The 15,533-nt window shown below is 35.7% G+C and carries 8 protein-coding genes; 4 read left to right on the top strand and 4 right to left on the bottom strand.

Annotated elements, in window-relative coordinates:
* Positions 1-9: 9 nt before the first annotated feature.
* From ACT3CE_RS13870 to ACT3CE_RS13855, 4 genes are all read right to left on the bottom strand, one after another.
* Entirely contained in the window at positions 10-1,551 is a 1,542-nt protein-coding gene (locus ACT3CE_RS13870; protein WP_444710364.1) for a sulfatase family protein, read from the bottom strand.
* A 49-nt stretch (positions 1,552-1,600) separates the two neighbouring features.
* Positions 1,601-3,664 carry a glycoside hydrolase family 127 protein gene (locus tag ACT3CE_RS13865; protein WP_444710363.1) on the bottom strand — a complete coding sequence of 688 codons (2,064 nt, stop codon included), beginning with the start codon at positions 3,662-3,664 and terminating at the stop codon, positions 1,601-1,603.
* A gap of 7 nt (positions 3,665-3,671) precedes the next feature.
* Positions 3,672-5,036, bottom strand: coding sequence for a sulfatase-like hydrolase/transferase (locus ACT3CE_RS13860; RefSeq protein ID WP_444710362.1), 1,365 nt, complete (start codon positions 5,034-5,036; stop codon positions 3,672-3,674).
* Between the two features lie 166 nt (positions 5,037-5,202).
* A complete protein-coding gene (locus tag ACT3CE_RS13855) occupies positions 5,203-7,230 on the bottom strand; it encodes a glycoside hydrolase family 127 protein (RefSeq protein ID WP_444710361.1) in 2,028 nt (675 codons plus the stop codon).
* A gap of 402 nt (positions 7,231-7,632) precedes the next feature.
* On the opposite strand from ACT3CE_RS13855, the gene ACT3CE_RS13850 reads away from it, so the two are divergent.
* From ACT3CE_RS13850 to ACT3CE_RS13835, 4 genes are all read left to right on the top strand, one after another.
* Positions 7,633-9,015 (top strand): sulfatase, encoded by a 1,383-nt coding sequence (locus ACT3CE_RS13850; RefSeq protein WP_444710360.1) that lies wholly within the window; start codon positions 7,633-7,635, stop codon positions 9,013-9,015.
* A gap of 2 nt (positions 9,016-9,017) precedes the next feature.
* Positions 9,018-11,042 (top strand): glycoside hydrolase family 127 protein, encoded by a 2,025-nt coding sequence (locus ACT3CE_RS13845; protein WP_444710359.1) that lies wholly within the window; start codon positions 9,018-9,020, stop codon positions 11,040-11,042.
* A 167-nt stretch (positions 11,043-11,209) separates the two neighbouring features.
* Complete coding sequence (locus tag ACT3CE_RS13840; protein WP_444710358.1) at positions 11,210-13,231, top strand: glycoside hydrolase family 127 protein; 2,022 nt, start codon at positions 11,210-11,212, stop codon at positions 13,229-13,231.
* 162 nt (positions 13,232-13,393) lie between these two features.
* Entirely contained in the window at positions 13,394-15,415 is a 2,022-nt protein-coding gene (locus tag ACT3CE_RS13835; RefSeq protein ID WP_444710357.1) for a glycoside hydrolase family 127 protein, read from the top strand.
* Positions 15,416-15,533 lie beyond the last annotated feature (118 nt).

Raw genomic sequence — 15,533 nt, 5'->3', positions numbered from 1 at the left:
GGAAATGAATTATTTTTCACATTTAATGTAACGTTCCATTATGGCTTTAACCTTAAAGTCTTTTACATCATCTAAATGTTTAATCAATAAATCACGCATCGTTTTTAATTGATTCGCATAGGCTTTATTCCTATAAAGGTTTACCCTCTCTTGAGGATCATTTTTTAAGTCATATAACTCATCATCACCGCAAGGATTGAAACAATACTTCCAATCTGGAGTACGTACTGCACGTTCACCAAACCAATGCCCATTGTACCATTCATAACGATAAAAAGCTACATCCGGAACCTCATCCCAAGCCTCATTACCATTTTTCAAGAATGGTAGTAAAGAACGAGAATCAACATTCGAAACAGTAGGCTGTAAATGCATATATTCTACTAAAGTCTGATTTAAATCAATAAGACTTACCTGGTGTTTAATTTTCTGAGGAGCCGTGTTAGGCGCTTTAATCAACATAGGAATACGCATTAAACCATCGTAAGCATACGGTCCTTTGTCATATAGTCCATGTTCTGAAAGCATACTTCCCTGATCAGAAGTAAATACGATTAACGTATTATCCCACATGCCTAAGCGTTTAATCTCATCAAAAAATTTACCCATTGATTGATCGCACATAGTCATTAACCCCATTGAATATGACATTGTCTTACGCCAATCATCATCACTCATATGGCCTACATTCATCCAGGGCCATAGTACATCGTGTTGATATTCGAGTCCCGGTTTATTCTCTTTATAAGACTCTGGCAAATCAACTTTACGATAATCATACATCTTATCAAAAGGGGCTGGTACTTTATAAGCTGGATGTGGTGTGTGAAAACCTACGGTCAAATAAAATGGACGTGGGTCTTTAGCTGCTTTACGTAAAAATTTAATACCCCCGTTTACCTGAATTTCAGGTTCACTCGTTTCGAAGGTTTTTTTCTTATCAGTAGAATAATATTCTGGTTTTTCTTCAAAAGTTTTCCCTTTTTCGTAATACTTATCAAGTGATTCAAAATTAGGGCGCTTAAATTTTTTCATTAAACTAGCACCATTACGACCGATGAACATGTCTGCACCTCTATCTCCTGGAGTAATATATCCAACATGCCATTTGCCAATATACCCTACATTGTAACCCGCATTTTTAGCCCATTCAATTATGGTAGGTTGGTCTGCCGGGAGTGTAGCTGCAGGAGAATGCCACAAGTGTAAATTATCATCTAATCCGGTACGATGACCATAACGCCCTGTAAATAGAGCAGCGCGTGATGGACTACAAAGGCCTGTTGTAGTACAAGCTTCTGAGAAATAAGTAGATTCGGATGCTAGTTGATCCAAATTCGGAGTTTTCATTTTACCACCACCAAAACCGGCCATATCTAAACGCATATCATCCATGATTATAAAAATGACATTCCGTTTTTCTGGAAATGCTTTTTTAGATTCATTTCCAGATTTTACTTTTTTTAAATTTTTTGCAAAAACAGGACTCACTAAAGCACCAGCCAAAACAAGTAAGGCTAGTAAAGTGAGTTGTTTAATTTTATTATTCATGATTACCAATTTTTGATTTTTTATTTTCTAGTATTGGTTTGAGATTTTATTACCATTTAATAGGGAAAAACACCGACATTTTACCTTCACCTCTATTTGCCCAGGCATAGTAAGGAATAAAAGTCATTTGAGTCTGGCGCGTTTTCATAACTTCCGTATCATACAATTGATCTTTATGGAAAGCTTCTGTCCTATGGTAAATTGTAGGAATAGTGATAATATTAATTCCACCCAAAAGTTGATCTTTGTAAATCACTTTAAATCTGGATTTTGCACCTAACATCACATCTTCAAATTCCATATAAGGTTTAATGTAATCGATTCCTTCTGCACAATAGATTATAGGGCCATTAGCTACAGCGGCTTGATTAACGAGTTCTTCAACCCGATTATTAGCAACGACTAAACGAGGTTTCATATTTAAGTTTAGTGATATCTTATCTCCTTTTTTCCATGTGCGATTGATACTAGCAAATGTTCCTGATTCTATTTCGATTGGCTTATTGTTGACCATTAATTTAGCACCTTCAGCCCAACTAGGAATGCGTAATTTTAAATCGAAAGACGCTGATTGGGCACTTTCGTAACTTATAGCAATCTTACCATCCCAAGGGTAATTGGTTTCCTGTTTTAATGCTACAGGCTGGCCATTAACAGTTGTTTTAATCTCATTGCTACCATAAAGCGTAATAAATAATGATTTTTTGTTTACGGCATAAGCATAATTGTTAGTTTCTGTTAGAAAACGAACCAAACTTGTGGGACAACAAACACAGGATACTTCATTGGTCCAACGTTTAGCATGGTCCATCGACTTAAGATCAGAACGAGTACCATTCCGACGCAGAGGATTTGTATAAAAATAACTGGTGCCATCTATAGACATACCCGACAAATCATTATAGAAACCGATCTCCATTTGATCTACATATTTCGAATCGCCAGTGATCATAAACATTCTCCAGCTAAAATATGCGCCATAAAGAGTCGCACAGGTTTCATTATATGCGCTCGCATTTTTCAAACTATAAGGTAAGCCAAAAGCTTCGTGAACAGTAGTAGTTCCCATTCCCTTACGAACTTCTGGATCTATTCCATCATGAACATTTCCAAGACCACCTGTTACCGATGCTTTACGTGTATAAATATCATCCCATATATTTTTTAAAGGTTTCAAAAGAGTTGTGTCACCTGTTTCTACATAAAGATCGGTAGCGCCATTGTAAAGTACTGGAGCCGTAACGGCGTGACCAACAGCTTGATTTTCTTTTCTAAATGGAGTCGCATTCTGATAAAAAGATGTTTTAATATGACCTTTACCCGTTACAAAACGATCAGCTAAATCCAAATATTTTTTGTTTTGAGTACAACGGTAAAGTTCAACCAAACCCATTATCTGAGTTGAATTAAAATCAGCTTTTGCTTTTTCAGGACTTACCTTTGCAAATGCTTTATCTAAACAATCGGCTGCTTTAATTGCAACGTCGAGTAAAACACGTGATTGAGTAACTTTGTAATGAGTACAAGCTAATGTTAGCAAATGTCCAATATTGTAGGTTTCATGATATCCTCTCACCGAAAAATGAGGCTCTTTATGCTTAACTTTATGTGTTTTAAACTGACTAGGACCTTGCAAACCATATCCTAATTGAACATGAGTTGTTATATAGCCATCTTCATCCTGAGCATTTGCAATAAGTTGTGCACAATCGTTTATTCTTTTTAATAAATCAGCACTAGGATGAACGGCATAGTAGGCCACTTGTGCTTCAACCCATTTGTAATAGTCACCATCTTGCCAATTTGTTCCAAAGGATCCAAATCCAGGTTCCATTTCACCGGCAACTTTTCTGAAATTATCTTCAGATTCTTTTAAGAAATAATCGTATTCTGCAGGGACTACACTATCCATAGCCAACTGAAAACGATCAGCCCAAAATCCTTTTGTCCATTTTACACTACCCATATTTACATTATGAGCTACGACATGAGAATTAGGGCTTGCCTTTATATAGGGTTCACTGGGTACAACTTGTGAAAATCCGTTTTGAGACATCATACAAAGAAATGCTAAAGCTAGTCCTTTGCTGATCTTTATTATATTGTTTGTCATCACTTTATTATTTGTAAATTAAAGGATTAAGCTTATCAAGATATCTAGGTTCGTTATATTTCTTCATTTGCGCTAGTAAAGATTCCATCAAAGTATCACTGACAGTCTTATAGGCTGGATCTCTGAAGCAATTTTTCATTTCTAAAGGATCTGTTTGTAAATCGAATAACCAAGGAATATCAACAGATGAAAGAACTAATTTGTAACGACCATCAGTGGCCATTACCCAATTAAAAGTACTTGTTTCGTAAACGATCCTTTTAGTATCTACCTGTTTAGCTTTGGATGTTAATGATGATGCAAAAGCTTGACCATCCATTCCTGGAACTAGAGGAACATTCATAAGTTGCAATAAGGTTGGCATTAAATCAACATTTATATGAGGGGTTGAAATAACTTTGCCCTTTCTTATTTTGTCTGGATAACGAATTAGCAAAGGTACGTGAGCAGAAGTCTCAAAGGGTAAACCTTTGTTTATGCGATGATGTTCGAAGTTTAACTCTCCGTGATCGGCAGTAAATACGATAATTGTATTGTCATCGATCTTGTATTTTTTTAAGGCTTCTAAAATACGACCAACATTATCATCTATATCTGTAACCATACCAAAATAATTGATAATATGATTTTTATCAAACTCAACAGTTGACTCATTATCTAGTTCTGAGCGCGCCCATTTGGGTCTGTCTTCCACTTTTTGATGAAAAGTAGAAGGAGCATGGTAATCTAATCCAGCGTACATTTTATCGTAAGGAGGTACAGCAATATCAGGAGAATGAGGATCTGGAATACTAAGGACTAAACAAAATGGTTGATCTTTATTTTCTTTTATTACATCCAAAGCTTTATCGGTTAAAAATTTTGTGCAGGGCACAACTAATTTTCCGGGTACTTTTTTAGGATTATTCGTAAGCGCAATATGCTTCGGATCTTTACCTACTACATAATATTTTTGATGACCAGTATTAAACATGTAGGTATTGTCATCGAAACCCAATGATGGTGTAAATTGCCATCCTGGGATAGGTTCATTATCAGCCAGGTGCCATTTGCCAATATAAGAAGTTGCATAATCTTGATCCTTAAGAGCCTGTCCTATAGTTGTTGCATCATGACGTAAGCCACAACCATTTAACGGTACGCCTACTTTGTCAGGATAACATCCCGTAAATATGGAAGCACGAGATGGTGAGCATACTGGTGATGAGGCGTAATACTTTGTGTATATAGCTCCCTCTTCTGCTATTTTATCTAAATTTGGAGTCTTAGGCGCAATATTTTTTCCCCATCTACAAGCCAATTCTTCTGGTAAAAAATTTCTATAGCTACCAATGGTAAGATAAGATTGTTCATCGGTCATAATGAAAATCAAGTTGGGCTTTTTTTTATTGTTTTTTGCCTGTAGATTCTGATTGCTTAGAATCGGAGCTATAAAACTGATTAATAGAGTTAATATTAATCCTTTACATAGTAATCTGTTTGGATACATTTTTTTATTTCAATTTATAGTTAAACCTAGAAAAGTATCAGATTGTATTTTATTCCCATTTTATAGGTAAAAAGACGGTCATTTCACTTATACCTCTATTACTCCATGTGTAATAAGGAATAAGCTTAAGTTTTGTTTTCGTAACTGTTGGATTTAATTTGCTATACAATTTATCCTTTGGAGTTATTGATTCGCGCATATACGCATTCTCTACTGTAATCTCATTTATACCTCCTAACAGATCTTTTTTGTATTGAATTTTAAACTCTGGATTTGTAGGAATTAATAGGTTCGGTAATTTTACAGATGCTTGAATATTTTCATTTGTCTCTGCACAATAGATAAGTGGACCATAAGCTACTGCAACTTGACCTCGAAGTTCTTCTACTAAAGGATTTGCTTGAATAAGTCTAGGTTTCATGTCGATGTATAATTCTACTTTATCTCCATGTTTCCAGATGCGTTTAACCTGCGCAAATGTTCCTGCTTCTACATTATGCTTCTCACCATTTATGGTATAGTAAGAGTTTTTAGCCCAAGCTGGAATTCTTAGCATCAAAGAAAAATCGTTGTGAAGTTCCCCACTAAAGTTAAAGGTTGATTTACCACTAATAGGATAATCAGAAGTCTGATCGAAAGTTACTCGTTTGCCATTAATTTGTGTACTCATAATGTTACTACCATAAAGAGTAACAAATAATTTACCTTCTTTTTTAGCGTAAGCATAATCGTTAGTTTGGGCTAAAAACCGAGCGATACTTGTAGGACAACAAACACATGTTTCTTGATTGGTCCAACGTTGGTTGTGATCCAGAGAAAGCTTTGGGTGATTTTTTCCATACCAACGAAGTACATTGGTGTAAAAATAACTTTTCCCATCAAGTGCCATTGAGGATAAATTATTGTAAAAAGATGTTTCCATTTGATCTACATATTTAGCATCGCCTGTTAATAGGAACATTCTCCAAGAGAAAAAAGCGCCATAAAAGGAAGCACATGTTTCATTATAAGCGGTTGAGTTTGCAAGACTATAAGGCGCACCAAATGCTTCTTGAACTGTTGTATTTCTATTTGTTGGTGATACGCCATTGTGAACATTTCCGAGTCCACCAGTTACCGATGCTTTACGAGTATAAATATCTTCCCAAATAGCTTTTAAAGATTTTAGTAAGGCTTTGTCATTTGTTTCGGCACATAAATCTGCGGCTCCGTTGTATAAAACGGTTGCTAAAACGGCGTGACCAACAGCATCAGTTTCTTCGCGAAGTGGTGTTGCATTTTGGTTCATAGCATCGTTTCCCATACCACGAGAACTTACAAATCGATTTGCCACTTCTAAATATTTTTGATCTTTGGTGCATCTATAAAGTTCCATTAATCCCATAATTTGAGTGGGATTAAAATCCATATTAGATGTTTCCTTGCTTGTGGTAGGAAATTGTTTGTCTAAAAAGTCTCCTACTTTTATAGCTACATGAAGCAAAGTACTGTCTCCTGTTACACGAAAATGTGTTGTAGCTAGTGTCATTAAATGTCCCATGTTATAAGTTTCATGGAAACGACAAGTTGCAAAACGTTTAGGGTGTTTAAATTTATGTAACTGATAAGATTTGGGTCCCATTAAACCATAACCGATTTGAGTATGAGTCGTCAAATAACCATCTTTAGCTTGAGCATCAGCAATAAGGTGGGCACGACGCTGAATCTCTTTTAATAGTTCAGGACTTTTAGTTATGGCGTAAAGAGAAACCTGAGCTTCTAACCATTTGTAATAATCTCCGTCTTGCCAGTTTGTTCCTTGAAAGCCAACCTTTGATTTCTTTTCTCCTGCAAGGATTTTAAAATTGTCTTCTGAAAAATTCATAAAATAATTCCATTCTGCTGGGATTACATTGTTTTCGTTTAAGTCAAAACGATCTTTCCAGAAACCTGGCGTCCATTTCACCTCTTCCATTCCAAGTCCTCTTACTGCTACATTAGCACTAGAAGTCGGATTGATATAAGGTTCCACAGAGCGTTCTTGAGCAAAAAGAGTCGTTGCTAGCAAGCAAAAAACGACTATCATCCAATTTTTCATTATAATTTTATCTGTTTTAGTTAAATATTATTGACTTTAAAGTAAGGCAGATTATATGTAATTGTGTAACTCATTTTTATCACGTGATGGGCTATTTTTAACCTTGTTTAAGCTTGTTTTGTTAAAAGATAATGTGTCATGCGAGTTGTAAGTTAAAACAACTTGGCTTCAAAGAAAAGTTTAATTATGTTGTGAGTAATCAAAACCTTGCATTTACGACTTCACTTTAACTTTGGTGTAAAAGCAAAGGGTAAAATAATGTAATGACGAGGTAAATTTCATCAATCTAATTTGTATCGATTTGGTTTTCTTTGTTAATGAGAAAATCTATAACGGTTGCGAAATTGCCGTATGGATCATAATGACAGATTATAAAAAGTTATAAATATTTAATTTACTACGATGAAATTTAAAGCATTATTTGTTGCACTATTGCTTGTTCAGCAGTTTGCATTTGGTCAAAAACAACCTAATATAGTTCTTCTTTTTTCTGATGATGCAGGATATGCTGATTTTGGTTTTCAGGGAAGTCAAGTTATGCTCACGCCAAATTTGGATAAATTAGCTTCTGAAGGTGTGAAGTTTACGCAAGGGTATGTTTCTGCATCGGTTTGTGGTCCTTCTCGTGCCGGTTTAATGACAGGTCGTTATCAACAACGTTTTGGTTTCGAAGAGAATAATGTACCATCATATATGAGTGCTAATTCTGCTTTAGATGGCGAGAATATGGGCGTACCTCTTGATCAGGTAACCATTGGAAATTATTTGAAAGATTTGGGTTATACGACAGCTGTTTTTGGAAAATGGCATTTGGGAGGAGCTGATTGCTATCATCCATTAAAACGTGGGTTTGATGAGTTTTATGGCTTCAGAGGTGGCGCACGTAGTTACTATGAATATCCAAATATTCAGAATGTGCCTCGTGAAAATCACTTGGAACGTAATTTTGAAGGTTATGCAGAACCAGAGAGATATTTAACCGATAGACTTGGTGAAGAAGCTGTGGATTTTATTGAAAGAAATCAGGATAAACCATTTTTTGCTTTTGTGTCGTTTAATGCCGTTCATACCCCAATGGAAGCCGAGCAAAAAGATATGGATAAGTTTCCTCAATTATCAGGAAAAAGACAACAGGTTGCCGGGATGACTCTGGCCTTGGATCGTGCTTGTGGTTTAATTCTTGATAAATTAAAAGAACTTGGCCTGGATGATAATACGATTGTTGTTTTTACAAACGATAATGGTGGACCAACCGACAAAAATGCGTCTATTAATCTGCCATTGGCTGGAACTAAATCGAACCATTTAGAAGGTGGTGTGAGAGTTCCCTATATCATGCGTTGGCCTGGACAGATAAAAGAAAATACAGAATATGATTATCCGGTAAGTACAATGGACTTGTTGCCCACTTTTGTAGCCGCAGCAGGAGGTGATTCCAAAGCCCTGAAAAATGTAGATGGAGTTGATTTATTGCCTTTTATTCAGCATAAAGATACCAGTAGACCTCACAATGTTTTGTTTTGGAAAAAAGCCTGTCGTGCATCTGTACGCATGGGAGATTGGAAATTATTACGTTTCCCAGACCGTCCTGCTGAATTGTATAATATTGTTAAGGATGAATCTGAGCAAAACGATTTAGCCGCTAAGTATCCCGAAAAGGTTCGTAAAATGTACAAGATGATATTCGAATGGGAATCTTCTTTAGAACGTCCTCGTTGGTTGTTGCAACGTAAATTCGAAAATGTTGATATTGATAGAATGGATAAATATAAAAACGTAAAATAATCATGACAAAGAAATTATTACTTATTGCTTGTGGAGTAACACTTTTATTCTCAAGCTACGCGCAAGAAAACGGAATCATTAATAATGCCAAGAGTCCCTATGTGAAACTCAAAAGTATAGACATGGGCGACTGTGTTTGGACGGATGGATTTTGGGCTAGCAAAATTGAAAATGCAAAAGATAGTATGGTTCCATATATGGGGAATCTTTTATGTGGCGATACGGGACATGCTTTAAATAACTTCAAAATCGCAGCTGACCTTCAGCATGGAGAACATAAAGGTATGAACTGGCATGATGGTGATTTCTATAAGTATATGGAGGCTGTTTCGTATTTGTATTCTCAAACCAAAGATGAAAAATATCTTAAGGAATTGGATGGGTATATTCGTATAATCGGAAAAGCTCAGGAAGAAGATGGTTATTTAGAAACTCAAATACAGCTAAATCCGAAGGTAGATCGATACGAGAATCGAAAATATCACGAAATGTACAATACAGGGCATTTGTTTACAAGTGCTTGTATTCACTATAGAATTACTGGTCAAAGAAACTTTTTGGATATTGCGATTAAGCAAGCCGATTTGTTATACACGATCTTCATGCCCGAGGATAAAAAGTATGGTCGTTTTGGCTTTAACCAAACTCAGATTATGGGATTGGTTGAATTGTATCGTACCGTTGGTGATAAGAAATATCTTAAACTAGCAGAGAAATTTATTAATGATAGAGGTAAATACAAAGTTGAAGAAACGCCTGCAACAGAGGGGCGTCCTATGGGTGATTATGTGCAGGAATACACAGCATTGCGTGAAGAAGATGAAGCAGTTGGTCATGCAGTTTTAGCATTGTACTATTATGCCGGAGCTGCTGATGTTTATGCTGAAACTGGAGAGAAAGCCTTAGTTGATGCTTTGGATCGTTTATGGGATAATGTAACCAATAAAAAAATGTATGTGACTGGTGGTGTGGGGCAAACGCATTTTGGGGCTTCCACAAATCACCAGTTGATAGAAGAAGGTTTTATTGATGAATACATGATGCCCAATATGACTGCTTATAATGAAACGTGTGCTAATATCTGTAACTCGATGTTCAGTTATCGTATGTTAGGAATTCATGGTGAGTCAAAGTATGCTGATATTATGGGATTAGTAATGTATAACAGCGGACTTTCAGGGATAAGCATTAATGGGAAAAATTATTATTATGCTAATCCTCTTCGTGTAATTGAAAATACAAGGGATTATGATCAAATGTTTACAGAGTTTCCTGTACGCCAACCTTATTTGAAATGTTTTTGTTGTCCTCCAAATTTAGTGCGTACTGTTTGTAAAATCTCAGGATGGGCATATAGTAAATCGGAGAATGGTATTGCAGTTAATCTATTTGGAGGAAATAAACTTTCAACAACTTTATTGGATGGTTCGAAAATTGAACTAAGCCAAGTTACTAATTATCCTTGGGAGGGTACAGTGACTATTACTGTAGATAAATGTAAAAAACAGGTTTTTGATGTCATGCTTCGTATTCCTGATTGGGCAAAAAAATCTAAAATATTGGTAAATGGTAAAGTTACAGATGTTGATGTAATACCAGGGCAGTTTGCGACAATTACTCGTAAATGGAAAAAAGGAGATGTCATTTCGCTTGATATGCCAATGGAAATTACAATGGTTGAGGGACATACTCGTATTGAAGAGGTGCGTAATCAGGTTGCTATTAAACGTGGACCAATTGTTTATTGTATTGAAAGTGCAGATTTACCTGAAGGTACAAAAATTACAGATGTGTACTTAAGTTCAGCAAATGAGATGAAAGCAGTTTATAAAAAAGATTTGTTGGATGGTGTTACTGTAATCGAAACCGAAGTGTTGATTCGTACCAACAATAACGATGAAACGATGTATAAAACAGTGCAGAAGCCAGAATTTACAAAGTTCAAAACTCAGTTGATTCCTTATTATGCATGGAGTAATCGTGGACAAAGTGAAATGACTGTGTTTTTACCAATTATCTGGAAATAAATTTCTAATAAGAAAAGACTTTTCGTATTCATAGTTAAGGTGTAACGATTAATTTATAATTATAAATAAGCAAGAATGAATCAGTATCTCATGTAAGTAGGAAACGATCAAGTGAGGTATTGATTTTTTTTGTCTTTAAGCTACTATTCTACTTAATAAATAATCCAATGAAAAAATTACTACTAATTACGCTGAGTATTATACTATTTGGTTCCTCTTTTGCACAAGAGAAAGGTATTATTAATAATGCTAATAGTCCGAATGTAAAATTGAAAAGTATAAACATGGGCGACTGTGTTTGGACGGATGGTTTCTGGGCTGAACGATTTGATGTGTGTGAACACCATATGGTTCCTTATATGGGGAAATTGTTATGTGGAGATGTTGGACATGCTTTGAATAACTTTAAAATTGCTGCCGGTGAAATGAAAGGTCAACACAAAGGAATGCGTTGGCATGATGGTGATTTCTATAAATTTATGGAAGCTAAAACTTATGTTTATGCTCAAAATAAGGATCCAAAACTTTTAAAAGAATTGGATGAGTACATTCGTATAATTGGAAAGGCTCAGGAGGAAGATGGTTATTTGCAAACGCAAATTCAATTGAATCCGAAGGTAGATCGTTACGAAAATAGAAAATATCACGAGATGTACAATACAGGGCATTTGTTAACAAGTGCTTGTGTTCATTACAGAATTACTGGAAAAAGGAACTTTTTAGATATTGCGATTAAGCACGCCAATTTGTTGTATACCCTTTTTATGCCTGAAGATAAAAAGTATGCTCGTTTTGGTTTTAATCAAACTCAAATTATGGGATTGGTTGAACTGTATCGTACTGTTGGCGATGAAAGATATTTAAAATTAGCACAAAAATTTGTTGATAATCGCGGAAAATACAAAGTAGAGGAAACGCCTGCAACCGAAGGGTATCCTATTGGTGATATGGTTCAAGAATTTACTCCTCTTCGTGAGTCGAGTGAAGCTGTAGGGCACGCAGTACTTGCTCAGTATTACTATGCAGGAGCGGCTGATGTTTATGCTGAAACTGGAGAAACTGCTATTGTTGATGCTTTGGATCGTTTGTGGGAAAATATTACCGATCAGAAAATGTATGTAACTGGGGCTACCGGACAAACGCATTATGGTGCATCTACCAATCGCCAGATGATTGAGGAAGGTTTTATTGACTCTTATATGATGCCAAACATGACAGCTTATAACGAGACTTGCGCAAATATTTGTAATGCCATGTTTAGCAAGCGTTTGTTAGATATTCACGGTGAGTCGAAATATGCTGATATCATGGAATTGGTTGAATTCAATAGTGGTTTATCAGGTATTGGTTTAGAAGGAGAAGATTATTACTATGCTAACCCATTGCGTGTAATAAACGGTACTCGCGATTATAAAAAATTAGTAACAGAATTCCCAGAACGTCAGCCTTACTTGGAGTGCTTTTGTTGTCCTCCTAACTTGGTTCGTACTGTAGCAAAACTTTCGGGTTGGGCTTATAGTAAATCGGAAAATGGTATTGCAGTTAATTTGTATGGTGGAAACGAGTTAAAGACTACTTTGTTAGATGGTTCTAAACTTGAATTGGCTCAGGTAACCAACTACCCTTGGGAAGGTGATGTAAACATTACCATTCAAAAATGTAAAAAAGATGCTTTCGATATGCTATTTCGTATTCCACGATGGGCAAAAGGAACTTCAATTAAAGTCAATGGTGAAACAACTACTACTGAAGTGAAAGAAGGACAATTTGCAAGCATTAATCGCAAATGGAGAAAAGGCGATGTTATCACTATCGATATGCCAATGGAAATTACAATGGTTGAGGGAAACACTCGTATTGAAGAAGTTCGCAACCAGGTTGCCATTAAACGTGGACCAATTGTTTATTGTATTGAAAGTGCAGATTTACCTGAAGGTACAAAAATTACAGATGTGTACTTAAGTTCAGCAAATGAGATGAAAGCGGTTTATAAAAAAGATTTGTTGGATGGTGTTACCGTAATTGAAACCGAAGTGTTGATTCGTACCAATAATAATGATGAAACGATGTATAAAACAGTGAAGAAACCAGAGTTTACGAAGTTCAAAACTCAGTTGGTTCCTAACTATGCATGGAGTAATCGCGGACAAGGTGAAATGACTGTGTTTTTACCAATTATTTGGAAATAAATTTTCGATAGCTGAAAAAATGCTTCGTATTCATTTATAAGATTTAATATTCACTTTCATAATTATAAATAGGCTAGAATGGATCAGTATCTCATGCAAGTAGGAAACTATAAGGTGAGGTACTGTTTTTTTCAAATCAAGTTGTACATAATAAATAATCTAATGAAGAAATTACTACTACTTACTCTGAGTATTACATTGTTTGGTTCCTCTTTTGCACAAAAGAAAGGAATTATTAATAACTCGGAAAGTCCGAATGTGAAATTCAAAAGTATTGATATTGGAGACTGCACATGGACCGAAGGATTTTGGGCTGATAAATTTAAAGTGTGTGAAGAAACAATGGTTCCCTATATGGGAGAATTGTTGTGTGGAGATATTGGTCATGCTCTTAATAATTTTAAAATTGCGGCTGGTCTTAAAGAGGGAGATCACAAAGGAATGAAATGGCATGATGGAGATTTCTACAAATGGATGGAAGCCGAAATGTATGTTTATGCTCAGAATAAAGATAAAAAAATTCTAGCTGACCTTGATCAATATATCGAAATTATAGGGAAAGCTCAGCAACCCGATGGCTATTTGCAAACACAGGTTACTATTCCTGGCAGGGAACGTTACGGAAACAGACAGTATCATGAGATGTACAATAGTGGTCACCTATATACAAGTGCTTGTATTCATAATCGAATTACAGGTAAAACAAATTTTTTAGACATAGCAATTAAGCATGCCAATAATTTGTACGATACATTTATGGTGGATAATCTTTCAGATAATTTGAAGCGATTTGGTTTCAATCAAACACAGATTATGGGTCTGGTGGAGTTGTATCGTACAACAAAAGATGAAAAATACCTTAAACTGGCTGAGTTGTTTATTAACCTGAGAGGTGAGTCTAAGGTGCAACCAAGTGAAGTTGCGAACTACAAGTTTATTGGTGATATGGTTCAGGAACGCACGCCATTGCGTGAAGAAAAGAGTGCAGAAGGACATGCTGTACTTGCTTTGTATTTTTATGCCGGAGCGGCCGATGTTGCAGCAGAAACAGGCGAAAAAGCATTAGTTGAAGCTTTAGATCGACTTTGGGATAATGTAGTAGAGAAAAAAATGTATATAACCGGAGCATGTGGTCAAACTCATCATGGTGTATCATCGCATGTCGATATGGTTCACGAAGGCTTTATCAATGAGTATATGATGCCAAATCTTACAGCCTATAACGAAACCTGTGCAAATATTTGCAACTCGATGTTTAGTTATCGTATGTTAGGTATTCATGGGGAATCAAAGTATGCCGATATTATGGAGTTGGTTTTATTCAATAGTGCTCTTTCGGGTATTAGTATCGAAGGGAAAGATTATTTCTATGCAAATCCACTGCGAGTTTGTAATCATGCTCACGATAATCCTGATGCAGCAACAGAATTCGACCAACGTATTCCTTATGTAAAATGTTTTTGCTGTCCTCCTAATTTAGTTCGAACCATTGCAAAAGTATCTGGTTGGGCATATAGCTTAACAGACAATGGTGTTGCAGTAAATTTATATGGTGGAAATAAGTTGACTACGAATTTATTGGATGGATCAGATATTCAACTTTCTCAGGTTACAAAATACCCTTGGGAGGGTACTGTGAAAATTACAGTAGATAAGTGTAAGAAAGATGCCTTTCAGCTGAGATTACGTATTCCTGATTGGGCAAATGGTAGCAAAATATTCGTGAACGGTAAGGATGCTGGTGTCAATGTAAAAGCTGGAACTTACGCTTTGGTAGATCGCAAATGGAAAAAAGGTGATGTCATTTCATTGGATATGCCAATGGAAGCCAAGTTGATGGAAGGGAATCCTTTAATTGAAGAGGTAAGAAATCAAGTGGCTGTTAAAAGAGGTCCGGTTGTTTATTGTGCTGAATCGACAGATCTTCCTAAAGAGACAGGTATATTGGATGTTTTTCTTCCTTATAAATCAAAATTAAAAGCGGAGTATAAGCCTAATTTCTTAGGTGGCGTATCCACGATTAGTGCTGATGTAAAACTTCGTAAAGTTGATGAAAATGAGATGTACAGTGAGGTGAAGAATGTTGAGTGGGAAACATACAAAACACAATTTGTCCCTTATTTTGCATGGAGCAATAGAGGTCAATCTGAAATGACAGTTTGGATGCCAATTCTTTGGGAATAAACAGTTATGAAAAAATAGCTTTTATACATTTACCATTTGTTGGAAATGAATAAAAGAGTAAACTGTTTTTATTGTTTATTAATAGTTTTTGCAGCTATCTAAATCCAAAATGCTTATT

Source organism: Marinifilum sp. RC60d5, assembly GCF_052400665.1.
Taxonomy (GTDB): Bacteria; Bacteroidota; Bacteroidia; order Bacteroidales; family Marinifilaceae; genus JBQTGK01.
The sequence above is the reverse complement of the archived record's forward strand: the minus strand, read 5'-3'. Positions and strand labels throughout refer to the sequence as shown.